The organism is Hymenobacter artigasi, assembly GCF_012275535.1.
Taxonomy (GTDB): Bacteria; Bacteroidota; Bacteroidia; order Cytophagales; family Hymenobacteraceae; genus Hymenobacter; species Hymenobacter artigasi.
Genome location: NZ_JAAVTK010000001.1, coordinates 692,603 through 715,256 on the forward strand (window position 1 = coordinate 692,603; position 22,654 = coordinate 715,256).

Here is a 22,654-nt window from a genome sequence, read left to right on the forward strand (position 1 = left end):
CTACAGTCTTCGCCTCGGGTTTAATGCAAGTATCGGTTTCTTTTAATGGGCATCGCATGAAGTGGTGACCGTTTCAGCCGCCTCCCGGCCCAGGTTACTGGCTCCGGGCGGCCACAAAAAAAGCGCCCGACCACAAGGGTCGGGCGCTCCGTCTTGCGCTTTGGTAGGCGCAGGCTTACTACTCAGCGGAAGCCAGGGCCGTGGCGGCTTCTTCCAGCGCGGCAGCATCGGCAGCCACGGCGGCGGGCACGCGGCCGGCCGCGTAGAAATTGCGGTGGTAGTAGGGCTGGTTCAGCGAGCTCACCATGACCCCCCCGTTGGTTGCTGAATGGGCAAACTTGCCGTCTTTCAGGTAAATACCAACGTGGTAAATCGGGCCGTGGCCCCGACGGAAAAACACCAGGTCGCCGGTTTCCATCTCGCTTTTGGCCACGCGCTTGGTGTTGCTAAACATAGCGCGCGACGAGTGAATGAGGTTGATGCCGTATACTTCGTGGAATACGCGGGTCACGAAACCCGAGCAGTCGGTGCCCTTGCGCGAATTGCTGCCGTAGCTGTAAGGCGTCCCAATCCAGTCGGTTACCGTGCGCAGCAGGTCCTTGTTTTCGTCGAAGGCCAGGTGCAGTCCCAGGGTTTGGGCGTAGTAGTGGTAGGTGAGCGAGTCGCGGGAGGCGGCCAGCTCGGCGGCAGTGGGCTTGGTGGCCGGTGGGTTGCCAAAGTCGCGAGGCTCGGTGGCGGGCTTTCCTATCGTCAGGGCCGGAAGCAGCGAAGCTTCGGCTACGACCGGTGCCGAAGCGGCACGGGCCATAACCGAAGCTTCGGGGGCGCGTTCAAAGAAGAAGGAGAGGGCCAGCGAGGTAGCGGCGAGGCAATACAGGAGGCTGTGTTTCATTGTCCGTCGTTAGGGTTGGGGGCAAAAAACCGGATTCCAAGGTGAGGGCGGAAGAGCCGGAGTAGTAGCTTTCTTAGGCGATAGGCAAGGCTGACTGCAGCCGAGTGAAGAGGTGATGAAAAGCAGTTGTACCCGATAATTTCTATTGTTCGTAGAACAGGTCACAGGGTAAAGCTAGGTTAAACTTTTCGTAAGTCCGGCACTTTTTCTTTAAAAAGGGCAAAAATACTTTACAAAAGATAATTTTATCAACAAATATTAACCTTACAGCTTGCAACCAAGCTCCTCTTTACTTCGTATCTGCGCGGTCAGAATATTCATATATCCTACTTCATGCAAAAACTCCGGACCTGGACCAATTCTCCCCTCGCTTTCATTGCCCGCCGCGTGCTAAAAGCCCGGCGCGTGGCCATGGTAGTGGGCCAAACCGTGCACCTGAGCGGAGCCTCCCGCGAGGACTTCTTAGCCGATGCCGAATGGGTGGCCCACGAGGCCGTGCACCTGCGCCAGTACCAGGAGCACGGCCTGCTTCCCTTCCTCTGGAAATACCTCATCGAGTCGGCCCGCGTGGGCTACTACCACAACAAGTTTGAAGTGGAAGCCCGCGAGGAAGCCCGCCGCGTGGTGCTGGCCAACCCCGCCCACGTACTACGCCCCCTGCCACGCCACGCGCAGCCCTGATTTGAGGGGGTTAAGAACCGCGAAAGCCAAAATAAAACCGGCGAATTGCAACTAACCGGGAGCTGATTACGAATAAACCTAACGCCTGGGGCACTGCGGTGTCCGGCTTTGCTTTTTTCTCTCCACTCCCCTTTCCGTCTCAGTATCATGGATAACCAGAAAGACCAGCTCGGAACTTCGAACCCGACCAACACCGAACGCAACGCCCAATCTTCGGCCACCACGCCGGATACTGCCAGCGGCGCTTCGGCCGCTTCGCGCAAATCGGCCCCCACGCCCAGCGCCCAAAGCTCCTCCCCTACTCCCGACGCGCAGAACCAAACTACGGCCAACGCCGGCGACAACCGCCAGGGCGAAGGCCAGCAAACCAACGACCAGACCGGCTCCCTGGTTGATACGGCCCTGAACAGCGGCAAGAAGTGGATTGAGGACTCCGGCGTGCTCGACAGCGTGAACCAGCTGCCGCAGTCGCTCAAAGACCTCGGCACCCGTGCCCTCGATAAAGTCAACGGCCTCAGCACGACCCAGAAAGTAGTGGGCGGCGCTATTCTGGCCGGTGGCGTTGCCTGGCTGGCTACCCGCAAGGGCAAGTCCGGCAGCAGCGAAAGCAGCTCCTATAACTACGGCCGCCAGCGCGATGCCGGCTATGGCCGCAGCAAATATGGCTACCAGGCTCCCGACGCATCCACCAGCCGCCGCCCGGCCGCCGGCACCACCGGCCGCTCCGACAGCGGCTCGCCATACGCCAGCGGCAAGCGCTTCGGCAGTCCTAGCAGCGATGCCAGCGACTCCAAGTCGTCCGGCAACACCGGCATCCACTCGGGCAGCGGCCGCAATGAGAGCAGCCCCAGCGCCTCGGCCCACACCGACCACGGCGCGCAGGCTTCCGACCGCAGCTCCCACTCGAAGGAAGACGGCTTCCGCAGCATCGAATAGGCTCGCTGGCCACTAAATAAAAAAATCCCCGCTTCTCATCGAAGCGGGGATTTTTTTTGCCATTGCCTCAACGGCAGAAAGGCGGCTTAGATATTCATGGCCGACTCGCGGCGGCGCATCTTGCCGGCCGGAATGCCGAACATCATCTTGAAGCGGCGGCAGAAATAGGCGGTGTCCTTATAGCCCACTTCCTTGCCGATGTCGCGGATGCTTTTCTTTGTCGTACGCAGCAGGAATACGGCGCGCTCCATGCGCTGGTATTCGATGTAGTCCTGCGGGTTGATATTGGTCAGCATCTTGAAATACTGGCCCACGTAGTCCTCGCTCACGTTGGCTACGCCGCTCAGCACTTTGTTGGAGAGGTCGCCGCCCAAGTTCTCCTTGATGTAGTTGAACAGGTCAATCAGGCGCGGGTCTTTGAAGTAGGTGCTGTTGGTGGCCAGCTGCTCCACAAACATGTTGTTGCGCAGCACGTAGCGCACCACTTCCACCACAATGTTCTCGGTGTAAATGTTGATGAGGCGCTCGCGGCCGGGCAGGTCCTGCATGCTCTCTTCCACCACCTTAATCACCAAGTTGGCCAGCTTGGCCTGGCCCGAGATGAGGAAAGCCGGTACGTCGAGCGAGGCGAAGAAGTTCACCGAGTCGAACACCTTGGCTTCGAAGCTCACAAAGCTGTGGCTTTCTTCGGCGTCGCCGATGAGGTCGAGGCTGTCGTTGGAATGGAAGAACTTGTCCTTGTTCGAAATCAGGTCATCGTTGGTGATGACGCGGTTTTTGGTGTCCTCGCCGTAGCTCACGCGGGTGGGCCGGCCGCCGGGAATGAACAGCATCTCGCCTTCCTCCACCACCATCGTTTCTTCGCCAAACGTGAGGTGGCCTTTGTGGAGCAGAATCAGGTTGTTGCCGACGTCGTAGGAATTGCGCACGGTGAAGGGCTGGTGCAGCACCAGGTTTTTGGCCTTGATGTAGCGAACGCCCAACGACTCGATGACTTTATTGTAATCTTCCATAATTCAGGTGGCCCGAGAGGGCCTTGAGGGATGCGGGTGGGGTAACTGGGTGGCTACCGCAATGCAATATAACAGCTTGAAATTCACAAAAACTAAAAACCCAGCCAAATAGTGGCTGGGTTTTGTGCAATGAATCTGAATTTTAGGCAATTCCCCCCTTACTTGAGGATATCCCGCGAAATCACAATTTTTTGAATTTCCGAAGTACCCTCGTAAATCTGGGTAATCTTGGCGTCGCGCATGAAGCGCTCGACGTGGTATTCCTTCACAAAGCCGTAGCCACCATGAATCTGGACGGCCTCTACGGCCGAGTCCATGGCAACCTTGGAGGCGAAGAGCTTGGCCATGGCCCCCGACTTGCCATAATCGGCGTGGTTGTCCTTGTCGGCGGCGGCTTGCAGGCAGAGCAGGCGGGCCGCATCTACGTTGGTCGCCATGTCGGCCAGCTTAAACTGAATGGCCTGATGCTGCGAAATCGGCACGCCAAAGGCCTTGCGCTCCTTGGCGTATTTCAGGCTGAGCTCCAGCGAGCCGGAGGCAATGCCCAGCGCCTGCGCCGCAATGCCGATGCGGCCGCCGGCCAGCACCTGCATGGCAAACTTGAAGCCGAAGCCGTCGGCCCCGATACGGTTTTCCTTGGGCACCTTCACATCGGTAAACATGAGCGAGCAGGTGTCGGAGCCGCGAATGCCGAGCTTGTTCTCCTTAGGGCCCTGGATGAAGCCGGGCATGTCCTTGTCCACGATGAGGACGTTGATGCCACGCGACTTCAGCTCGGGGTTGGTTTGGGCAATAACGAGGTAAACCGAGGCGGTGGTGCCGTTGGTAATCCAGTTTTTGGTACCGTTGAGGAGGTAATGGTCGCCCATGTCCTCGGCGGTGGTGCGCTGGCTGGTGGCGTCGGAGCCGGCTTCGGGCTCGCTCAGGGCAAAGGCGCCAATAATTTCGCCCGAGCACAGGCGGGGCAGGTATTTCTGCTTCTGCTCTTCGGTGCCGTACTGCTCCAGGCCCCAGCACACCAGCGAGTTGTTCACGCTCATGATAACCGAACACGAAGCATCAACCTTGCTGATTTCCTCCATCGCCAGCACGTAGCTCACGGTGTCGAGGCCGGAGCCGCCGTACTCGGGGCTCACCATCATGCCCATGAAACCCAGCTCGCCCATCTTTTTGATTTGCGCGGTGGGGAATTTCTGGTGCTCGTCGCGCTCGATTACGCCGGCCCACAGCTCGCTCTGGGCAAAGTCGCGGGCAGCGTCGCGCACGGCCAGCTGCTCTTCATTGAGTTGGTAAATATTGGAGGATGTGGCGGTTTGCATGGGCGGGGTGGGAATAATTGATTTAACGGCGCAAAAGTACGGCCCTGGGGCACGACGGACAAGGTGAACGGTTACACTCAGCCCCCCTAACAGCTGTTAGCCGACAAAAGATTCTGGCCTTTCTGCCTAAACAACCTCCGGGAGCGGCCCGGAGTTTTTGCACGACTTTTACCCGGATATGACCATTCGCCTCCTCAGCCGCTACGCGCTGGCTCTATTATTCACGCTGGCCGGCATCTGGCATTTTGTGCACCCGGCTACTTACCTGACCATTATGCCGCCCGCGCTGCCAGCCCCACTGGCCCTGGTGTACCTGAGCGGCATTTTTGAAATGCTGGGCGGCCTGGGGCTGCTGCCGGCCCGGACCCGGCGGCTGGCCGGCGGGGGCCTGCTGGCGCTGCTGGTGGCCGTGTTTCCGGCCAATGTGCACATGGCCCTGATTCATGAGCAGCTGCACATTCCTGGCTGGCTAGCCTGGGGCCGCCTGCCCTTGCAGCTGCCGCTACTGTGGTGGGTGTGGCGGGTAATGCACCAGAAGTAGTGCCAGCCTATATTGCGGGCGCATTTTCTACCATTTGCTGTATGTTGACAAACGCAAATAATTTCCTTCCAGGCCTCATGGTTCTGTTGCTGGCTGTTCGTGCGCGGCGATTATCTGCGCTACATTTTCTCGCCGGTTTCGCTGGTCTATAAAGGGGGGCAGCAGAGGAGCTACTTCTTCCGCCCCCGCCCGGCCGGCCAGTAGCAGCAGCTCATCATCCGGATGGTCCTCCGCACCCGCCCGACAGGCCGGGCTGCTCGGCCATGCTCGTTGGTTTTTCGATGAAAAACAACGCATTAGCTCATTTTTCGACGGCTTTTTTCCCTTCGAAAACACCTTGCCCTAAGCCCCTGGGAGCTAGGGGCTTATTGGGCCGTTTGCAAGCATTGGAATGGCACTATACCTTGCCAATTTAGCATTAAATTTGCATTTTTGATATATTTTTCGTACCTTTGTATCAGATATAAACAATTTTTCACCTAATCAATCATAATGCAATATCAAATCAATGAGATTACGAGTATCCCCAACGCCCAAGTAAAAAAGCTGAAAGAGCAGGGCATTACCACCGCCGATGCGCTGCTAAGCGCAGGCCGCACGCCCGCCGCTCGCCGTGCCCTGGCCAAGGCCACCGGCATCCAGGAAATCAATCTATTTAAGTGGGTCAACTACGCCGACCTTTCCCGCGTCGACGGCCTGGACCCCGAGCTGACCGGCTTGCTCGAAGAAGTCGGCATTACCACCCTGCTGGACCTGCGCGGCCGTTCGCCTTTTAGTCTGCACAGCAAGCTGGTGTCCACCAACCACGAGCATCACTTCGTGAACATGGTGCCCGACATGATGAAGGTGGTCGACATGGTGAACCACGCCAAAACCATGGAGCCGGAAGTAGCTTACCGCTAACCCTTTCCGTTTGCAAAAAGCTGCCAGCTGCCTTGTTCGCAAGGCAGCTTTTTTTGTGTTTGAAACGACCCGGCCGGCACCTCACCCCCAGCCCCTCTCCACAGGAGAGGGGGAGCCAGCTGATTGTGGCGCATTACCGGCGACCTGTACCCGTGAGACGAAGCCGGGTATTCACTCGTGCATCAAACTTACTCCCAGCGCACGTCCAGCAGGCGTAGCTGCACGCTACGCTGGCCCCGGTACTCGTTCAGCTCCACGGTGTAGCAGGCGCTGAAGGGCCGGCCCTGCTCAATCTCGGGCAGGTAGTCGGCCAGGCCAAAGCCGATGGCATCCACGGCCGGGCCCTGCACGTCGGCCAGGGCCAGGCGCAGCTTGAGGTGGCCCTGCCCCACCACGCGGGCGCTGTGCGGCACGGCCACCAGCCGCTGCGAGGCAAACACGGGGTTGGGGTTGCCGGGTCCGAAAGGCTCCATGCGGCGCAGCTCCCCGAAGAATTCCTCGGTGATGCGGCTCAGGGGCAGCACGGCGGCTATCTCCACGGGCCGTACCAGGTGCTCGGTGGTCAGCGTATCGGCCACCACCTGCTCGAACTGGCGCTGGAAGGCGGGCACATTCTCCACCTTCAGGGTGAGGCCGGCGGCGGCGCGGTGCCCGCCAAACTGGTCGAGCAGGGCCGAGCAGGATTCCAGGGCTTCGTGCACGTCGAACCCCGCCACGGAGCGGGCCGAGCCGGTGGCCTTGCCGTCGCGCTGCGTGAGAATGACGGTGGGGCGGTAGTATTGGTCGAGGCAGCGCGAGGCCACGATGCCGAGCACGCCCTGGTGCCAGTCGGCCTTGTAGAGCACGGTGGCGCGGGCATTTTGCAGCGTGGGGTCGCCGGCAATCATATCCAGTGCTTCCTGGGTGGTGTGCTGGTCGGAGCCGCGCCGCTGCTGGTTCATCTGGTCCACCACTTCGGCGGTGTAGCGGGCTTCCTGCTGGTCGGGGGCCAGCAGCATGGCTACGGCGCGGCGGGCATCGCCCATGCGCCCGGCGGCATTGATGCGCGGTGCAAAGCCGAATATCAGGCTGCTGATGCCCAACGGGCCTTCGCGCAGGGTGGCCAGCTCGCGTAGGGCAGCCAGGCCGGGACGCAGCAAGTGGGCATCTTCGTTGAAGCGCCGCAGGCCGTAGGAGGCCAGAATGCGGTTTTCGCCGGTGATGGGCACGATGTCGGCGGCAATGCTGACCGTCACCAAATCCAGCAAATCATGCAGGGGGGCCTGGGGCAAGCCCAAATGCTCGCCCAGCGCCTGCATCAGCTTGAAGCCCACGCCGCAGCCCGAAAGCTCTTTGTACGGGTACTCGCAGTCGGCTCGCTTAGGGTCGAGCACGGCCACGGCGACCGGCAGCTCGTCGCCGGGCAGGTGGTGGTCGCAGATGATGAAATCGACGCCCCGGCTGCTGGCGTAAGCCACCTGCTCTACGGCTTTGATGCCGCAATCGAGCGCGATGATGAGGGCAAAACCGTTATCGGCGGCCGTATCAATGGCCTTGTGCGAGATGCCGTAGCCCTCGGTGTAGCGGTCGGGGATGTAGTCGCGCAGCCGCTCCACGCCGAATAGCGGCGTGAGGTAGCTCATCACCGTGGCCACCGACGTGATGCCGTCCACGTCGTAGTCGCCCAGCACCAGCACTTTCTCGCCGGCTTGCAGGGCGTGGGCCAGCCGGGCCACGGCGCGGTCCATGTCGCGCATCAGCAGCGGGTTGGGCAGTTGGCGCAGGTCGGGGTGGAAGAAGGCGGCGGCGGCTTCGGGCGTGGCAATGCCGCGCTGCACCAGCAGGGCGGCTATCTCGGGGGCAATGAAGAGGGCCTGGGTGAGGCTATGGACCTGGGCAGGGTCGGGGTCGGGGATGTAATTCCAGCGTTTACTAGCAGATACGGGCATCGGATACTTCGTCAAAATGGGTCCAAAAGTACGACCAAACCCCTCCCCCACGCCGGCGGCCGTACCTTCGCCCTTCGTTTTGCCATCCCCGCGCACCATGAAAAAGCTCCGAGATTTCTACCGCCAATACCGCCAGTACATCGGAACCGATGTACTGATGTACGGGGTGTTTATCCTGGCCCTGGCGCTGATGTTCGTGTTTTTAGGATAGGTTTTTTTAGGGTATGGAGGTAGGAGGGTGTGGGGGTATGAGTTTGCTTTGCAACCCTTTCCCCTCCTTTTTACACCTCCTACCCTCCTACCCCCACACCCTCCTGCCCTAAATACTACTGCACCCCATCGCCGCGCAGCTTGCGGAAGCGCTTGCGGGCCTCGGCCACGTAAATGCTGCCGGGAAACTTGGTAATCACCTGGTTGTAAAGCTCCTGGGCCTTACCCTTGTCCTTCACGTCTTCTTCCTGAATGCGGGCCAGCAAGTATAGTGCGTCGTCGCTCAACACGTCGGTTTTGGGGTTGGCGGTGATGCGCTCCAGCGTGGCAATGGCGCCGGGGAAGTCGCCGGTGCGGCGCTGGAGCTGCGCTTTCAGGTAGTACGTGTCATCGGCCAGCGAATGGCCGGGGAAGCGCTCCAGCAGTGCATCCAGGCCTTTGATGGCCTCCGGAATCTTGTTTTGGAACACCAGCTGCTCTACGGCGGCGTAGGCTTTTAGCCCCAGGCCCAGCGTATCCTCCACGGTGTTGTCCTGAATCAGCAGCGAGAGCTGCATGGCGTCGTTGGCAATTTCGCGGGTGGTGGCTTCTTTCAGGATGTCGAGGTGGCTTTGGGCCAGCTTAAAATCACCTGCATAGTAGCTCAGACGGGCGTTGCGCAGCTTAGCTTCGTAGCCCAGCGGCGAGTCTTTATGCGACTTTTCGACCTGCGAGTAAAGCAGCGTGGCCTCCCAGGGCTCGCCTTTCAAAATGTAGAGGTCGCCCAGCGTGATTTTGGCTTCGTCCACTACCTCGTCGCTGGCGCGGGGCATGTCGATTACCTGCTGGAGCAGCGTCATGGCCTTGGCGCGGTCATTCAGTTGGAAGGCGTAGAGGTTGGCCAGGTTGCGGAGCACGGGGGCGGTATCGGGCGTGCGGCCCAGCTCGGTGAGCAGCTGCTCGTATTCGGTTACCAGGGCGCGTACTTTGGTCTGGTCTACGGGGTAGGTTTCGCGCACCTGGGCTTCGCGGGCTTGCAGTAGGCGCTGCCGGGCCCCGTTGTAGTACGGACCGTTGCGGTACTCTTTCACCACATATGCAAAGCCTTCGATGGCCGTTTCGTAGTCCTTGTTCTGCTGCGCGATGGCGGCCAGCTCCAGTACCCGCACGCCCTCGCTACGGCTACGGCGGTCCAGGGCGCGGGCCTGCACCAGCGCCCCACCAAAGTCACGGCGCTGCATCTGCAGCCACAGCAGCAGCTCGCTGTAAGCCGACTGTTCGGGGTGCTCTTGGATGGCGGTAATCAGCTGTTTTTCCAGCGCGTCGAAGTCTTTTTCCTCGTGCAGGGCGTTTTGCAGCATGTTGCGCACGTAGGGCAGCTGCCGGTCGTCCTGGGCTATCAGGCGCAGGGTTTCGGCCAGCACTTTGGGCTGGTCGCCGGCCTGGGTGTAGAGCTGGATGAGCTGCGGGGCGTACTCGGTGTCGTTTTTGGCCAGGGCACGGCCGCGCAGGTAGGTGCGCTCGGTCCATTCGGACAGCTCGCGGCGGCTGAATTCGGCCGCCACCGGCTGCACCTGCGTGGGCGCGAGCTGGGCCAGCACTTTCTGCCACTGCTTTTCGGCTGCTGACTTATCCCCGGCCGCCTGATAGGCGCCGCCCAGCGCTACGCCGAGCGTGGCATCGTCCGGGCGCAGCTTTATGGCTTTTTTGGCCAGTTTTTCGGCATCCTTGTAGCGCTTCAAAGCCTGCAGCGACGCGATGTAGACCGGGAAGGTGGCCAGACTGGTCTGTTCTTCCAGCGGCAGCTTTTCAAACAGAAAAACCACTTTCTCATGCTCGCCCCGGCGGGCATAGTCCTGGGCCAGGGCGGTGTTGCTCACGGGGGCCCAGCCTTTGGAGGGCTGCGCGTGCGCGGGCAAAGTCAGCAGAAGTGCCGCAGCAACGAGGAAGGAAGACGAACGCATAGATTCAAAAGTCGATTCACGAAGCAATAGCGGGCCGGCAAAGCACCGCCAGCGGCCAGCTCCAAAACGCCGGACCACGGCTGCTTCGTTCAAAGTCGAAGCACCGGCCCGGCCCCAAAAAACGCTTACCCGAAAAACGAAAAAGGGCCGCCCTCGAAGGTACGGCCCTTTTCAAACGCGCGGATTGACGACCTAGAAAAACTTCGTGCGGTTGTCTTTCACGTTGGCGTGGGCCTTCACGGCCTCGTAAATCTTGCCGTCCTGCTGCTGGGCGCGCTGTTGCGCCAGCTGCTGCTGCACGGCCTTCAGGTTGGTGTTGGCCACCTGCGGCTCGGATACGCTCACGGGCTCAACCACGAGCACGCCCTGCTCGCCCTGAATTGGGGCCGACTTCTGGCCGGGCTTCAGCGCGTAGGCTTTGCCCACGGCCAGCGGCTCGAAGCCGATGTTGGCAATGCTGCCCTGACCGAGAATCACGTTCTCGGCGGTGCCTACCTGGGCGGTGGGGCCGTATTTGGTGGCCATTTCCTCCAGACTGCCGGTCTTGGGCAGCTTGGCGATGATTTGCTGGGCTTTCTCCTCGTTGCGCACCATGGCCGACAGCTCGGGCTTCAGGTTGGCAATGGTAGCCGTGCCCTTGGCGCGCTCGTCGGTGAGGGCGGCAATGACGTACTGGTCACCCATTTCGTACACCTCCGAGATGTCGCCCACCTTGGTTTCGGAGCCGTTCGGGCTGAAGCCGAAGGCCCAGCGCACCAGCTCGCGGGCGTTTTGCAGGTTGTTTACGCTGCGGGCGCCACGGTCCAGGTTTTTGGCTTCCTGCTTTTGCAGGGTCTTGTCTTTGGTGGTCAGGGCGCGGAAGCTAGCCAGGTCGGTAGCCTCGCCTTTCAGCTCCTGCGCCTTGGCGTAAGCGGCTTCGCGGGTGGCGTCGCTCGGGGCAATGGTCTTCTTCACCTCGGCTACCTGGTAGGTCTGATTGGTAGGCGCGGCGGTTACTTTAATGATGTGGTAGCCGAACGAAGTTTCTACCACGTTGGGCAGCAGGCCAGTGCCCGTAGCGCCAAAAATGGCCTTCTCAAACTCCGGTACCATCCGGCCTTTGCCAAACCAGCCGAGGTCGCCGCCCTGCTCCTTGGTGCCGTCGGTGCCAAACTGGCGGGCCATGGCTGCGAAGTCGGCCCCGCCCTTGATTTTGTTCAGCAGGTCCTGAGCCTTGGCTTTCGCGGCGGCTTTGGCTTCGGGCGTGGTGCCATCGGCCTTGATGAGGATGTGGCTGGCGCGGGCAGCGGGCTCTTTGCCGGTGCTGGTGCCGGTTACCTTATACAACGAGTAAGTGCCGTTTTCGGCATACGGGCCGTAGATTTTGCCAGCGGCCAGGGGCAGCTGCTTGCGGAGCTCCTCGGGCAGGTCGGCGGGGCTGCGGAACGCCTTGTTGTAGGGCTGCTCCGAGTTCTGCATCACAAACAGCGAGTCGACCGGGGCCGCCGCAAACTGCGTGGCGAATTCGCCCATCGAGGTTTTCACGGCGGCGCTGTCCTCCTTCGAGGCCACCACCGGCACGGTGATGTACTCCACCGAGCGGCCGTCTTCTACTTTATACTTACCCTTGTTCTTGTCGAGGTAGGCCTGCAGCTGCGCATCGGTCACTTTCACGGCCGAGTCGGAGATGCTGCCGTAGGGCACGAACAGGTACTTCACCGTTTCCTTGGTGTTCTGGCTGGCGTCGAAACGTTTGGCTTCGGCCGTAGTCACGTACACCGAGTTTTTCAGCAGGGCGTTGTACTTGTTGGCGAGGCGCTCGGCGGGCAGGTTGTCTTCGAAATTATGCCAGGCGGCCTGGTTTTCGGGGGGCAGCTTGTCGAGGTTTTTCAGGTACTCCACCAAGCGGGCTTTGTCGAACTGACCCGTTTTCTGGTCGGTAAAGGCTTGCTTGATGCCGGGGCTGATGTTGTCGCCCTGCACCATGTCCACCAATTCGTCGTCGCTCACGGTCAGGCCCAGTTTGTCCCACTCCGGCCGGAAAGCCATGCGGTAAATGGTCTGGTTCCAGGCTTGGTCGCGCAGGTAGCCCATGGCCTGGTCATCCGGCTGGCGCTGCTGCTGGGCGATGAACGCCTGCTTGGCCTGCTCCAGGGCGTTGTTGTAGTCAGCCAGCTCTACTTTCTTGCCGGCTACCTCACCCACGGTCTGGTCGTTGCCGCCGAAGAGCTTGTTTTTGCCGCCCACCAGGTCGCCACCCACAATGAAGAGCAGCATCCCGACGGCCACGGTGCCTACCGCCCAGCCAGATTTTTCCCGAATCGTGTTAATTAAAGCCATTTAGGTAGTAGTTGTCCGTTATTTAGTTGTCCGTTGTCAGTCTCGAAGCAGTCATTCAGCACTAACTGACAACAAACCACGAGTAACCGACAACTATTGTAGTTGGTCAAAAGAGGCGCAAAATAACCAGAATTTGGCCGGCAATCAAAGTTTTACGGTTTTTAAAGTCTTCGCTCAAACCTTCCCAACCGATTGCGGTGCCCCGCCGGCCAAGGCCACATTTGGGCCCAAAGCTGGTCTAACGGCGTTTTTTGGTCGATTTGGCCGGGGTTTTGGCGCGGGCCTGCTGGGCCAGCTTCTCTTTTTGCTCGGCAATTTTTGCTTCCAGCCGCTCCTGCTGCCGCCAGTAGAGCAATGGCATCCAGCAGGCCATGGCCACCATAAAAATCCAGTAGTTGCGCATCAGGTCGTTGAACAGCAGCGTCTGGTAAATGCCAATTACCATGGCCACCACGCCCACGGCGAAGAGCACGGTGCGCAACAGGTCTTTGTCGAATTTCATGGGATTGCTGTTTAAGTAGCCGTTAGCGCGCCGGCTGCGGCGCGGCCACGGCCTGCGGCGCGGCAAACACGCCGGTGGGCCGGGTAATCTTGTAGCGCGAGAAATTCTGGTTGGCCTTCAGGCCGTAGCCCGTCAGGTATTCGGTGGGCGTGGTGACTTTCACGAACATGGCCGAATCGGTGTAAATCAGCTGCTTGGTCTTGTCGTAAAACAGCTCTTCGGTGTCCAGATTCTGCTGCTCGGGCACGTTCATGACGTGTACCTTGCCGCGCATGGTGTAGAGATTTTTGCCCTTATCCGACTTGCCGTAATCCGCCTTCAGCGTGTTGATGACGGTCTTCCTGCCATCGGCCGAGTAGAACGTGAGCAACATTCCCTTGGGCCAGATAATGTCGCCATTCTCGAACTGCTGCTCCACCGGGGCCGTCAACTGAAACTTCAGCTTGGCCGAGTCGCTTATCAGCGTCAGCACGTTGGTAGTTTCCATCAGCGGGCCGGTGTAGACCTGCATGGGGCCGGTGGCGGCTTTTTTGTCGCAGCCAGCCAGCGCCAGCACCGCCCCCACTCCTGCCACACGCCACGATGCTTTCACTTGAATATCGGTTAGTTACGCCCGCCTTATTGCAGGCGGCGCTTGATGAACCAGCGGTTGTTGAGCGTGACGCCCAGCTGGCCCCGGATGTAGTTTTCCTGCACGTTGCTGCTGCCCGTGGTGCCACCCAGCAACTCTGTATTGCCGCGCACGCCGTAGGTAAAGGCCAGGCTGATGGTGGTGGCCTCAAGCGGCGTAGCCGTGGGCAGCGGAAAACCAAAGCCCCAGCTCACCGACCGGTCGTAGAGCATTTTGCCGCCCGGCTGGTACGGCAGCTGCGCCAGCGAAATACCGGCCCGGTAGGCCACCCGCTGGAAGTAGTGCTCCACCGAACCCGGGTCCGGCGTAATTTCCCCACCCAGCCCGAAGCGCAGGGTATTGCTCAGGCCCGGCCCCGTGCCGTCGAAGCTGCGGTATTTCGACCACTGCTGCTGCGCCACATCCAGGTTCAGGCTCCAGTTCTTATCGTTGTCGAAGCTGACGCCCAGCTGCGACAGGGCGGGCACGAAAGTGCGGCCGCGGCCGTCGCTCACCGTAGTGGCCGTGCTGATGAGGGTACCGTTGGTATCCTCGGTTTCCTTGGTAATGGTTTGCTGTCCGTTCAGGTTGTGCGCGAAACTGTACACGCCGCCCAGGTTCATGTTCAGCGACTTACCCAACTTCTGGCGGTAGTGCCCGCCAGCCCGGAAGGCAAAATCCGAGTAGCGGGTGTGGGTGCGGTCCACGGCTTTTTGCAGCGAATTGGTGCTATTGGCAACCACCACCGTAGTGCCGGCCGTCTCATCCACTACGCCAAATACGTACGAAGCGGTGAAGCCCAGCGTGAAGGCCTTGGTGATGCGAACCCCCTGGGCCAGATAGGCTTCCGAAACCCCGCCCGTGCCTTTCAGCTGCGTAAGCGACTGCGCCGGCTGCCCGGTAGGCGTGTTGGCTACGTCCTTCACGATGTTCGACTCGTAATCGACCGCGCTCAGGGGTTTCAGGCCCACAGCCGCGCCCCATTTCGTGCTCAGCGGCACCGACAGCGCGAAATAGCCCAGCGTGCCGTTGCCGCTACGGCTGGAGGCACTGGCGTTTTTCACGGTTTTATACTGGCCGTTGTAGCCCGCCTCAAACGTAGTGCGGCCCGTGTAGTACAGCAAGGCCGGGTTCAACTCATTCACATTGACGGAATTGGGGGCCGCCAGACCAACGCCGCCCATGCCCATCTGGCGCACGCCGCCGGTGTTGGCGTTGTATTCGCCCAGCCCGATGCGCGAGTACGGCGAGTTGCCGAGGCCCTGCGCCTGCGCGCCACCCGCTACTACTACCGCCAGGCTTGCCAGCACCAAACGCTTCATCTCTTTATTTGTCAACATGATAAACTAGAATCCGATTAAGACCAAGCAGCACCAGCTCGGGCACTACAAAGATACGAGCCGGGAGCCGCGCTGCCAGAAACGCCGCGTCGCCCCCGGTCAGCAACACCCCAATACCGGGGTATTGCTGCTGATAACGAGCCATTAAGCCCGTTATTTCGGCCACCGTGCCATTCACTACGCCGCTCAGCAGGCTCCCGGTAGTGGAGTCGCCCACCAGCGGAATCGTTGCATCGGGAGTGGGTAATTCCAGCAGCGGCAGCCGCCCCGTGAAGGCGTGCAGCGCCCGCAGCCGCATGGCCAGCCCCGGCGCAATGCTGCCGCCGTGGTAGGTGCCGTCGGCCGTCACGAGGTCGAATTTCAGGGCGGTGCCCGCGTCGATGATGAGGGTGTGCTGGCCGGGCCGCAGTCCGGCGGCACCCACGGCGGCCGCCAGCCGGTCGGCCCCCAGCGTGTGGGGCGTGGCGTAGGCATTGCGCAGCGGCACGGGCGTAGTGCCCGGGCTAAAGCCCAGCACCTGGCCCGGCACCAAATCCTGCAATTCCTCCACGGCCAGCACCGCCGCCTCTGCCACCGAGGCCACGATGACGTGTAATGGCTGCCAGCGCAGCACCAGTTCCCGCACCGATGCCGGCGTGAGGCCGGCCACCATTTCACGCAGCAGCGGGCCATCGAAGCTGCCCGCCTTCACGGCCGTATTGCCAATGTCCAGAACCAATGTCCGCATTAGGTTGGGGTTGAATAAAAGAACGTCATGCTGTACTCAGCATGACGTTCTATATCCGGTTGTCCGATAAATTCCTACAGGAAGTATTTCATGCGAATTACCTCCTGCTCACTCAGGAAGCGCCATTTGCCACGCGGCAGGTCCTTCTTGGTGAGGCCGGCGTACTGCACACGGTCCAGGGCCACCACTTCGTAGCCGAGGTGCTCAAAAATGCGGCGCACGATGCGGTTGCGGCCAATATGGATTTCTATGCCCACGAAGTGCGCGTTGCCGGCCACTACGGCCACATCGTCTACCTCGGCTTTGCCATCTTCCAGCTCCAGGCCTTCCGCAATCTTGCGCAGGTCTTCCTCAGCCAGCGGCTGGCTCAGCTCTACCTGGTAGATTTTTTTGTTCTTGTGCGAGGGGTGCGAAAGCTTCTGGGCTACTTCGCCATCGTTGGTGAAGAGCAGCAGGCCGGTGGTATTACGGTCAAGCCGGCCCACCGGGAAGATGCGCTCCTTCGAGGCGCTGGCCACCAGGTCCATCACCGTGCGGCGGCCCTCCGGGTCTTCCGTGGTCGTGATGAAGTCCTTTGGCTTGTTCAGCAGCACGTACACCGACTTCTCACGGTTGAGGTTGGTCTTGCCGTACTGCACGGTGTCCTCGGGCAGCACTTTGTAGCCCATCTCGGTCACCACTTCGCCGTTGACTTTAATTTCGCCAGCGGCAATCAGGGCATCGGCCTCGCGGCGCGAGCAAATGCCCGCGTTGGCGATGTAGCGGTTCAGGCGCAGCTCGTCGGTGTTGGAATCATCTTCCTCTTCACGGCGGCGCTTGTTACCACGGGTTTTGTCCTGCTCGTAGTGCTTCAGGTTTTTGTAGTCGGGCGCCTCGCCGGGGCGCTCGCCGAAGCGGGGCTTGTCGGCGCGGTTTTCCTGCACGGTGGGGCGGGCCGGGCGGGGCTTGTCCACGCTGGCCCCGTAGCCCGTGCCCGAACGGCGCACGCTACGTTCCTGCGCTTTCAAAGCCTCACGGCGCTCGGCAAAGCTGCCGGGCGCGGGCGTCCAGCGCTCGGTGCTGCGCTTTTCGTAGGTACCGGGGCGCTCGCCGGTGCTGCGGCCAGCGGCCGGCGCACCATCGCGGCGGCCAAAGGCGCCGGGCGTAAACTTGCGGCCAAACGCAGCCTGGTCGGCGCGGTAGTCGGCATTGCCGGCGTCGGCGCGCTCAATGTTGGCATCGCGGCGCTCATTGCGCTCGCCACGCTCCTCGCGGGGCTGCGGCGGGTTGGCCTCAAACGGACGGGCCGAGCGGATGGGCCGGTTCGGGCCACGCTCGTCGCTGCGGCTTTCGCTGCGGTCGAAGCTTTCCGTTTCGCGGGGCGTGCTGCGGCCGAAGCTGCCACCGCCGCGCGGGGTGCTGTCGGCGGCCGGCTCGTAAGGGTTGCTCTTCTGGAATTTGCGGTTACGCTCGCCGGGCTCGCCCCGGGGCACGGCCTTTTCGCCATCGCGGCGGTAGGGCTGGCCATTCCAGTTTTCTTTGGGCTGATACGGGCGCACGGGCCGGGCATCGGTGGCGGGGCCACGCTGCTCGCCACGGTCGCGGTCGCCGCCGAAGCTGCCGCGCTCAGGGCGGGGCTCGGCGCTGCGGCCGTAGCTGGTGCCGGTGCGCTGCTCTTTGCCCAATCGGGGCCGCTCGTCGCGGCGCTCGAAAGGCCGGTCGTTGCCGAAGCTTTTGCCGCCGCCGAAGCTCTTGCTGCCGCCGCCGAAGCTGCTGCCGCCTTCGCGACGCTCGCCACCGCCGCCGCCGTAGCTGCTGCCATAGGGGCGCTTCTCGCCACCGCCGTCAAATTTCCTGCCGCCGCCAAAGGCTCCGCCCGATGGGCGGCCGAAGGCGCCATTGGTCGCGGGACGGCCAAATGCACCGTTTGAAGCCGGACGGCCGTTGCCGCCGGAATTGCCACGGTCGTTGCCGCGCTCGCCACCCCGGCTTGCGCCGGGCCGCTCGCTCCGGCCGGCAGCACCGCCACCAAAGCCGCCGGGACCGCCGGCACTGCGGCCGCCGCGACGGTCCGCTTTATCTTCTGAAAAATGTTTCTTGCCCATGGGGAGAAAAGTTGCGTGCCGTATCGCTACGGTACAGGTTAAAAAAAGAAGTCGGTATTGAGAAGCCGGTAGTCAGAAAGGGGTCAACAAAATCAACCCGAATAAAATTCTGACTACCGGCTACTCAATACCGACTACCAAAAAAGCGGCGGCTTAGTCGCGCCGGGCCATTTTGGCTTCAATAGAATGCTGGGTGTGGGGCACGGCCCGCAGGCGGTCCTTGGGGATAAGCTTGCCGGTGCCGATGCACACACCGTAAGTGCCGTTTTTGATGCGAATCTGCGCGTTTTCGAGCTGCTGAATGAATTTCATCTGGCGCGAGGCCAGCTGGTTCATGCTTTCCTTCTCAGCGGTTTCGGCACCATCTTCCAATACTTTGGCCGATGAGGCCGTAGTGTCGGTACCCGATTCGTTGCTGCGGTTCAGGGTTTCTTTGATGAAAGACAGTTCCTTGCGGGCCGCTGTCAGTTTTTCCTGGATAATCTGGTCGAACTCATTCAAGTCCTCCCGCGAATAGCGAATGTTGTCGTCGTTCATTGAATTGAGAAAAAAGGACTGCTGAGGAATGTTAGGTAGTTATCGGGAGCAGTCACCACGCAACGCCCGGGACTGCTAAATGGTTTGGCACGTTAGAAAAGCGGTTATTAACACTTCTCCAAGCCCTTTGCATGCTTGTTTTTGCGGGTGCAAAGTTAGGCGGTTCGGCGCGCTTTTCCGCCCAATATTAAAAGCTTAGCATTTGGATAGCAGCCACTGCGGCTTCTACGCCCTTATTGCCGTGCTTTCCGCCGGCCCGGTCTAGGGCCTGCTCCAAGGTATTGGTGGTCACCAACCCAAAAATCACGGGCTTGTTGAACTTCAGGCCTACCTGGGTGATGCCTTGCGCCACCGCATGGCAAATGTAGTCGTCGTGCTTGGTTTCGCCCTGAATGACCACGCCCAGGCAAATAACCGCATCAATCTCCTCATGCTGAGCCAGAAACTGCGCGCCCAGGGTCAGCTCAAAGCTACCGGGCACGCTGTTGCGGTAAATATTATCGGCCAAGGCCCCGTGCTTTAGCAGCGTGTCGTAGGCCCCGGTGCTGAGCACGTCGGTTATCTCGCGGTTCCAGTCGGACACTACCAGCCCAAACCGCTTGTTGCTGATGTCGATGAATGCAGAAGCGTCGTATTCGCTCAGGTGTTGAAGGGAAGTCGCCATAAATCGCTGATTCTCGCTAATTAACCGTGATTACACAGATTTATATGGCCACTGCCCGCGTCGACCGTCTGTGCCTTGTGAAAGGGCCTTTCCTTTACTTTTCAATGCTACTTAAAAAAATTGCGCTTCCCCAAAGTTTGGGGAAGCGCAATAATAATCAGCGAAATCACGGCTAATCCGCAAAAATCAGTGATTTATTTTTCCAGCTTGGCCTTGTACTGGCGGGCTTCCGCCACTTCCTGGGCCGTGGGGTAATCGGTGATGATGCGGTCGTAGGCTTTCACCGCACCTTCGTCGTCTTTGGCCAGCTCGCGGGCCGTGCCTTCTTTCAACAAATAGCCGGGCGAGAAAAACTCATTGGCGTTGTGGTCGGCGGCTTTGGCGTAGAGGTCAGCGGCTTCCTTGGGCTTGTTCAGCTCCAACTGCGCATCGCCCATCAGCGAGTAGGCGCGGCTTTGCACCAGGTAGTCATCAGAGCTGAAGTCTTCGAGAAAGTCGAGGGCTTCCTTAAACTTGCCCTGCTTCAGGGAAGCCACGCCGGCGTAGAAGTTGGCGAGGTTGCCGGCCTTCGTGCTGCCGTACTCGTTGGCCACGGTGGTCAGGCCGGGAGCCTTGCCGTCGCCTTTGATAGCTTTGCTGAGCGAGTCGGCCTCCCAGTTGTTCACAGCGCGGAACATGCTGGCCTGGGCCTTCGAGTCCTGCTGGTTGCGCCAAGTGTAGTAGCCAAAGCCTCCCACCACGGCCAACACCACCACGGCCAGAATGCCCAGCAGCAGGCTGCGGTTGTTGCGCACAAAATCCTCGGACTCGGCCAGGCGGGCAGCCAGGGCGTCCGGGTCTTCCAGCAGCGGGTTTTCGGACGGAACAAATTCTTCAGCCGGGGCCAGCGGGTCGGCGGGCACGTTGGTCGGCTGGTTTGCTTGCCCCTGGCGGGCCTGCTGGCTCTTGCCAGTGTAGGGAATCTTCGACATATAAAAGAAGCTGCTAGCTATTAGCTGTCAGCTGCTAGCTTTTTATTTAAAAAAACAGGATTGTCGGCGGCTGTGAAAGCTAATGGCTAACAGCTATAAGCTGACAGCTATTTCGGTTTAGTCGTGGATGTAGGGATAGTCGGCCTGCACGTACACGTCCTTGTACAATTCGTCGGGCGTGGGGTAGGGCGAATTTTCGGCGAACTCCACCGAAGCCTGTACTTCGGCTTTGATGCGCTCATCAATGGCTTCGAGGTCGGCCTCCGTTGCCATGTTGTTCGTGAGGATGGTGTGGCGCACGCCTTCGATAGCATCGCGGTGGCGGTAGTCCTCCAGCTCCTCTTTGGTGCGGTACTTGGCGGGGTCGCTCATTGAGTGGCCCTTGTAGCGGTAGGTCTTGAACTCGAGCAGCGTGGGGCCTTCGCCGGCGCGGGCGCGCTCAGCGGCGCGGGCCACGGCCTCGTGCACATCTTCTACGCGCATGCCGTTCACGGGCTCGGAAGGCATGTCGTAGCTCAGGCCAATCTTGTAGAGGTCCGTCACGTTTGAGGTGCGGGCCACCGACGTGCCCATGGCGTAGCCGTTGTTCTCAATCACGAAGATGACCGGCAGCTTCCACAGCATGGCCATGTTGAAGGCCTCGTGCAGGGCACCCTGGCGCACCGCGCCATCGCCCATCGAGCAGATGCAGAGCTTGCCCGTCTTGTTATATTTTTCGGCGAAGGCAATGCCCGCGCCCATTGGCACCTGGGCACCCACGATGCCGTGGCCACCCATGAAACCAACTTCCTTATCGAACATGTGCATCGAGCCGCCCTTGCCTTTCGAGCAGCCGGTGGCTTTGGCAAACAGCTCGGCCATCACGGCATTGGGCGAGGTGCCCAGCGCCAGCGGATGGGCGTGGTCGCGGTAGGCGGTGATGTACTTGTCGCCTTTTTCCAAAGCCGACACGGCACCCGCTACGCAAGCCTCTTGGCCGATGTAGAGGTGGCAGAAGCCTTTGATTTTTTGCTGACCATAGAGCTGTCCGGCCTTGTCCTCAAACTTGCGCATGAGCTGCATTTGCTCGTACCACTGCATGTATGTTTCCTTCGGAAACGTAGCCGTGGAGGCGGGCACAGTCGTAGCAGAACCCGAAGCAGCCGCAGTGGGCTTATCGGTTCCGGGCAGGAGGGCTTCGGGCTGGGGCGCGGTGATTACACCGTTGCTCTTTCCTTTGGCAGCTTTGGCGGCTGAACCATTGGTAGCCTTCGGGGCCGTCGGTTTTTTAGAAGCAGCTTTTACTTTCGTATCCGCCATAGCACAGTTAAGGAAAGAATTAATTCGCGTTGGGAGGGCGAAATTACGTAAAACTGCTGGCAAATCCGCACCTTATGACTCTTGACTCCCTCCAGCTTCTTTTTTTTAAAAATTACGACGACGCCGCGCTTCGTTTATCGCCCGGCCTCAATTGCTTCATCGGTGATAATGGGAGCGGCAAAACCAACTTATTAGATGCCATTCATTACCTGTCGCTGACCAAAAGCGCCATCACGGCTTCCGACGCCCTTTGCATTAAGCAAGATGCTGATTTCTTTGTAGTTAAGGGTATTTTTTCTTCAAATACGACGCCTGACAAAGAAACCATCCAGGTGAGCCTGCGCCAGGGGCAAAAAAAGACTGTTACCCACGATAAGCAGCCCTATGAGCGCATGGCCGACCACATTGGCCGCTACCCTGCCGTGCTTATCTCGCCCTATGATACCGACCTTATTCGCCAGGGCAGCGAAGAGCGCCGCAAGTATTTCGACAGCCTCATGGCGCAGCTCGACCACGCGTTTCTGGAGCAGCTCATCTCCTACAACTCCTTGCTGCGCCAGCGCAATGTCGTGCTCAAGCAAGGCGGGTACAGCAACGCCCACGGCTTCGACCGCGACTACCTGCTGGCGCTCGATGAGCAGCTGGCCCCGTTGGGCCAACAGCTCACGGCGCTGCGCGAGGCTTTTCTTATTGACTATCTCCCCATCTTTCAGCGGCACTACGAGCAACTGGCCGACGGCCGTGAGCAGGTGATGCTTACTTATAAGAGCCAGCTGGTGGGGGCCGACTTTGCTCAGCTGCTGCGCCTGAATGAGCGCAAGGACTTCGTACTGCAACGCAGCACCGTGGGCGCGCACCGCGACGACTTTGTGTTTCTGATGAATGAGCTGCCTGTGAAAAGCTACGCCTCCCAGGGCCAGCAGAAGTCGTTTGCCATTGCCCTTAAGCTGGCCCAGTTTGAGCTGCTGGCGGCCAAGCAGCACAACAAGCCCCTGCTCCTGCTCGATGATATATTCGACCGCCTCGATGACAAGCGCATTGCCCGCCTGCTGGAGCTGGTGGCCGACGAAACCTTCGGCCAGGTTTTTCTGACCGATACCAACCTGGAACGCACCGACCAGGCCCTGGCGCGGGTAACTGTCCCCATCCTTAGGTTTCGGGTGCAGAATGGTACCGTGGCACCCGTTTAGGCAGCGGGTGGCAGTACCTTTGTGGCTGCTCAACCGGCATCTTTC

Annotated in this window: 20 protein-coding genes; 5 read left to right on the forward strand and 15 right to left on the reverse strand. The window is 60.2% G+C overall.

The genetic code is table 11. The annotated features are described in order from the left end of the window. Nucleotides 1–178: 178 nt before the first annotated feature. Nucleotides 179–892, reverse strand: coding sequence for a C40 family peptidase (locus HBN54_RS02775; protein WP_168671606.1), 714 nt, complete (start codon nt 890–892; stop codon nt 179–181). A 333-nt stretch (nt 893–1,225) separates the two neighbouring features. Here HBN54_RS02775 and HBN54_RS02780 point away from each other — a divergent pair, with 333 nt between their 5' ends. Beyond that, entirely contained in the window at nt 1,226–1,573 is a 348-nt protein-coding gene (locus HBN54_RS02780) for a DUF4157 domain-containing protein (RefSeq protein WP_210427909.1), read from the forward strand. Between the two features lie 147 nt (nt 1,574–1,720). After that, the gene (locus HBN54_RS02785; RefSeq protein ID WP_168671607.1) at nt 1,721–2,509 is read left to right on the forward strand and encodes a RodZ family helix-turn-helix domain-containing protein; all 789 of its coding nucleotides are present in this window, start codon (nt 1,721–1,723) and stop codon (nt 2,507–2,509) included. Nucleotides 2,510–2,595: 86 nt separating this feature from the next. Here HBN54_RS02785 and HBN54_RS02790 read toward each other — a convergent pair whose 3' ends face one another. Both HBN54_RS02790 and HBN54_RS02795 read right to left on the reverse strand, forming a co-directional pair. Continuing rightward, nucleotides 2,596–3,522 carry a helix-turn-helix domain-containing protein gene (locus tag HBN54_RS02790; RefSeq protein ID WP_168671608.1) on the reverse strand — a complete coding sequence of 309 codons (927 nt, stop codon included), beginning with the start codon at nt 3,520–3,522 and terminating at the stop codon, nt 2,596–2,598. Nucleotides 3,523–3,680: 158 nt separating this feature from the next. Continuing rightward, complete coding sequence (locus HBN54_RS02795) at nt 3,681–4,841, reverse strand: acyl-CoA dehydrogenase (RefSeq protein WP_168671609.1); 1,161 nt, start codon at nt 4,839–4,841, stop codon at nt 3,681–3,683. A 178-nt stretch (nt 4,842–5,019) separates the two neighbouring features. On the opposite strand from HBN54_RS02795, the gene HBN54_RS02800 reads away from it, so the two are divergent. Both HBN54_RS02800 and HBN54_RS02805 read left to right on the forward strand, forming a co-directional pair. Then, on the forward strand, nt 5,020–5,382 hold the full coding sequence (locus HBN54_RS02800; RefSeq protein ID WP_168671610.1) for a DoxX family protein: 363 nt from the start codon (nt 5,020–5,022) through the stop codon (nt 5,380–5,382). A gap of 492 nt (nt 5,383–5,874) precedes the next feature. Beyond that, nucleotides 5,875–6,285: a DUF4332 domain-containing protein gene (locus HBN54_RS02805; RefSeq protein ID WP_168671611.1), complete on the forward strand. Its 411-nt coding sequence runs from the start codon at nt 5,875–5,877 to the stop codon at nt 6,283–6,285. Between the two features lie 188 nt (nt 6,286–6,473). On the opposite strand, the gene recJ is transcribed toward HBN54_RS02805, so the two are convergent. From recJ to pdhA, 12 genes are all read right to left on the reverse strand, one after another. Beyond that, complete coding sequence (recJ, locus tag HBN54_RS02810) at nt 6,474–8,213, reverse strand: single-stranded-DNA-specific exonuclease RecJ (protein WP_168671612.1); 1,740 nt, start codon at nt 8,211–8,213, stop codon at nt 6,474–6,476. Between the two features lie 326 nt (nt 8,214–8,539). Then, entirely contained in the window at nt 8,540–10,366 is a 1,827-nt protein-coding gene (locus tag HBN54_RS02815; protein ID WP_168671613.1) for a tetratricopeptide repeat protein, read from the reverse strand. Nucleotides 10,367–10,558: 192 nt separating this feature from the next. Beyond that, nucleotides 10,559–12,685, reverse strand: a complete 2,127-nt coding sequence (locus tag HBN54_RS02820) for a SurA N-terminal domain-containing protein (protein ID WP_168671614.1) — start codon at nt 12,683–12,685, stop codon at nt 10,559–10,561. A 238-nt stretch (nt 12,686–12,923) separates the two neighbouring features. Then, nucleotides 12,924–13,187 (reverse strand): hypothetical protein, encoded by a 264-nt coding sequence (locus tag HBN54_RS02825; RefSeq protein WP_168671615.1) that lies wholly within the window; start codon nt 13,185–13,187, stop codon nt 12,924–12,926. Nucleotides 13,188–13,209: 22 nt separating this feature from the next. Continuing rightward, complete coding sequence (gene lptC, locus HBN54_RS02830; RefSeq protein ID WP_317170159.1) at nt 13,210–13,779, reverse strand: LPS export ABC transporter periplasmic protein LptC; 570 nt, start codon at nt 13,777–13,779, stop codon at nt 13,210–13,212. Nucleotides 13,780–13,805: 26 nt separating this feature from the next. Further along, complete coding sequence (locus tag HBN54_RS02835; RefSeq protein WP_168671616.1) at nt 13,806–15,137, reverse strand: hypothetical protein; 1,332 nt, start codon at nt 15,135–15,137, stop codon at nt 13,806–13,808. Beyond that, nucleotides 15,124–15,864, reverse strand: coding sequence for a type III pantothenate kinase (locus tag HBN54_RS02840; protein ID WP_168671617.1), 741 nt, complete (start codon nt 15,862–15,864; stop codon nt 15,124–15,126). The genes HBN54_RS02835 and HBN54_RS02840 overlap by 14 nt, the downstream gene beginning before the upstream one ends. Nucleotides 15,865–15,938: 74 nt before the next feature. Continuing rightward, on the reverse strand, nt 15,939–17,948 hold the full coding sequence (locus HBN54_RS23180) for a pseudouridine synthase (protein WP_210427910.1): 2,010 nt from the start codon (nt 17,946–17,948) through the stop codon (nt 15,939–15,941). Nucleotides 17,949–18,101: 153 nt separating this feature from the next. After that, the gene (locus HBN54_RS02850) at nt 18,102–18,485 is read right to left on the reverse strand and encodes a TraR/DksA family transcriptional regulator (protein ID WP_168671618.1); all 384 of its coding nucleotides are present in this window, start codon (nt 18,483–18,485) and stop codon (nt 18,102–18,104) included. A 187-nt stretch (nt 18,486–18,672) separates the two neighbouring features. Next, complete coding sequence (gene ribH / locus HBN54_RS02855) at nt 18,673–19,149, reverse strand: 6,7-dimethyl-8-ribityllumazine synthase (RefSeq protein ID WP_168671619.1); 477 nt, start codon at nt 19,147–19,149, stop codon at nt 18,673–18,675. A gap of 194 nt (nt 19,150–19,343) precedes the next feature. Beyond that, nucleotides 19,344–20,120, reverse strand: coding sequence for a tetratricopeptide repeat protein (locus HBN54_RS02860; RefSeq protein WP_168671620.1), 777 nt, complete (start codon nt 20,118–20,120; stop codon nt 19,344–19,346). A gap of 117 nt (nt 20,121–20,237) precedes the next feature. Beyond that, nucleotides 20,238–21,200, reverse strand: coding sequence for a pyruvate dehydrogenase (acetyl-transferring) E1 component subunit alpha (pdhA, locus tag HBN54_RS02865; RefSeq protein ID WP_168671771.1), 963 nt, complete (start codon nt 21,198–21,200; stop codon nt 20,238–20,240). Nucleotides 21,201–21,493: 293 nt separating this feature from the next. On the opposite strand from pdhA, the gene recF reads away from it, so the two are divergent. Further along, nucleotides 21,494–22,609, forward strand: a complete 1,116-nt coding sequence (recF, locus tag HBN54_RS02870) for a DNA replication/repair protein RecF (RefSeq protein WP_168671621.1) — start codon at nt 21,494–21,496, stop codon at nt 22,607–22,609. Nucleotides 22,610–22,654 lie beyond the last annotated feature (45 nt).

Bases quoted from the DNA above. Each gene is read 5' to 3' on its own strand.
- recF (WP_168671621.1), top strand. From the start codon at position 21,494: ATGACTCTTGACTCCCTCCAGCTTCTTTTTTTTAAAAATTACGACGAC.
- HBN54_RS02780 (WP_210427909.1), top strand. From the start codon at position 1,226: ATGCAAAAACTCCGGACCTGGACCAATTCTCCCCTCGCTTTCATTGCC.
- HBN54_RS02795 (WP_168671609.1), bottom strand. From the start codon at position 4,841: ATGCAAACCGCCACATCCTCCAATATTTACCAACTCAATGAAGAGCAG.
- HBN54_RS02790 (WP_168671608.1), bottom strand. From the start codon at position 3,522: ATGGAAGATTACAATAAAGTCATCGAGTCGTTGGGCGTTCGCTACATC.
- HBN54_RS02775 (WP_168671606.1), bottom strand. From the start codon at position 892: ATGAAACACAGCCTCCTGTATTGCCTCGCCGCTACCTCGCTGGCCCTC.
- HBN54_RS02835 (WP_168671616.1), bottom strand. From the start codon at position 15,137: ATGTTGACAAATAAAGAGATGAAGCGTTTGGTGCTGGCAAGCCTGGCG.
- HBN54_RS02860 (WP_168671620.1), bottom strand. From the start codon at position 20,120: ATGTCGAAGATTCCCTACACTGGCAAGAGCCAGCAGGCCCGCCAGGGG.
- HBN54_RS02820 (WP_168671614.1), bottom strand. From the start codon at position 12,685: ATGGCTTTAATTAACACGATTCGGGAAAAATCTGGCTGGGCGGTAGGC.
- HBN54_RS02815 (WP_168671613.1), bottom strand. From the start codon at position 10,366: ATGCGTTCGTCTTCCTTCCTCGTTGCTGCGGCACTTCTGCTGACTTTG.
- ribH (WP_168671619.1), bottom strand. From the start codon at position 19,149: ATGGCGACTTCCCTTCAACACCTGAGCGAATACGACGCTTCTGCATTC.
- HBN54_RS23180 (WP_210427910.1), bottom strand. From the start codon at position 17,948: ATGGGCAAGAAACATTTTTCAGAAGATAAAGCGGACCGTCGCGGCGGC.
- HBN54_RS02850 (WP_168671618.1), bottom strand. From the start codon at position 18,485: ATGAACGACGACAACATTCGCTATTCGCGGGAGGACTTGAATGAGTTC.
- HBN54_RS02800 (WP_168671610.1), top strand. From the start codon at position 5,020: ATGACCATTCGCCTCCTCAGCCGCTACGCGCTGGCTCTATTATTCACG.
- recJ (WP_168671612.1), bottom strand. From the start codon at position 8,213: ATGCCCGTATCTGCTAGTAAACGCTGGAATTACATCCCCGACCCCGAC.
- HBN54_RS02805 (WP_168671611.1), top strand. From the start codon at position 5,875: ATGCAATATCAAATCAATGAGATTACGAGTATCCCCAACGCCCAAGTA.
- pdhA (WP_168671771.1), bottom strand. From the start codon at position 21,200: ATGCAGTGGTACGAGCAAATGCAGCTCATGCGCAAGTTTGAGGACAAG.
- HBN54_RS02825 (WP_168671615.1), bottom strand. From the start codon at position 13,187: ATGAAATTCGACAAAGACCTGTTGCGCACCGTGCTCTTCGCCGTGGGC.
- HBN54_RS02840 (WP_168671617.1), bottom strand. From the start codon at position 15,864: ATGCGGACATTGGTTCTGGACATTGGCAATACGGCCGTGAAGGCGGGC.
- HBN54_RS02785 (WP_168671607.1), top strand. From the start codon at position 1,721: ATGGATAACCAGAAAGACCAGCTCGGAACTTCGAACCCGACCAACACC.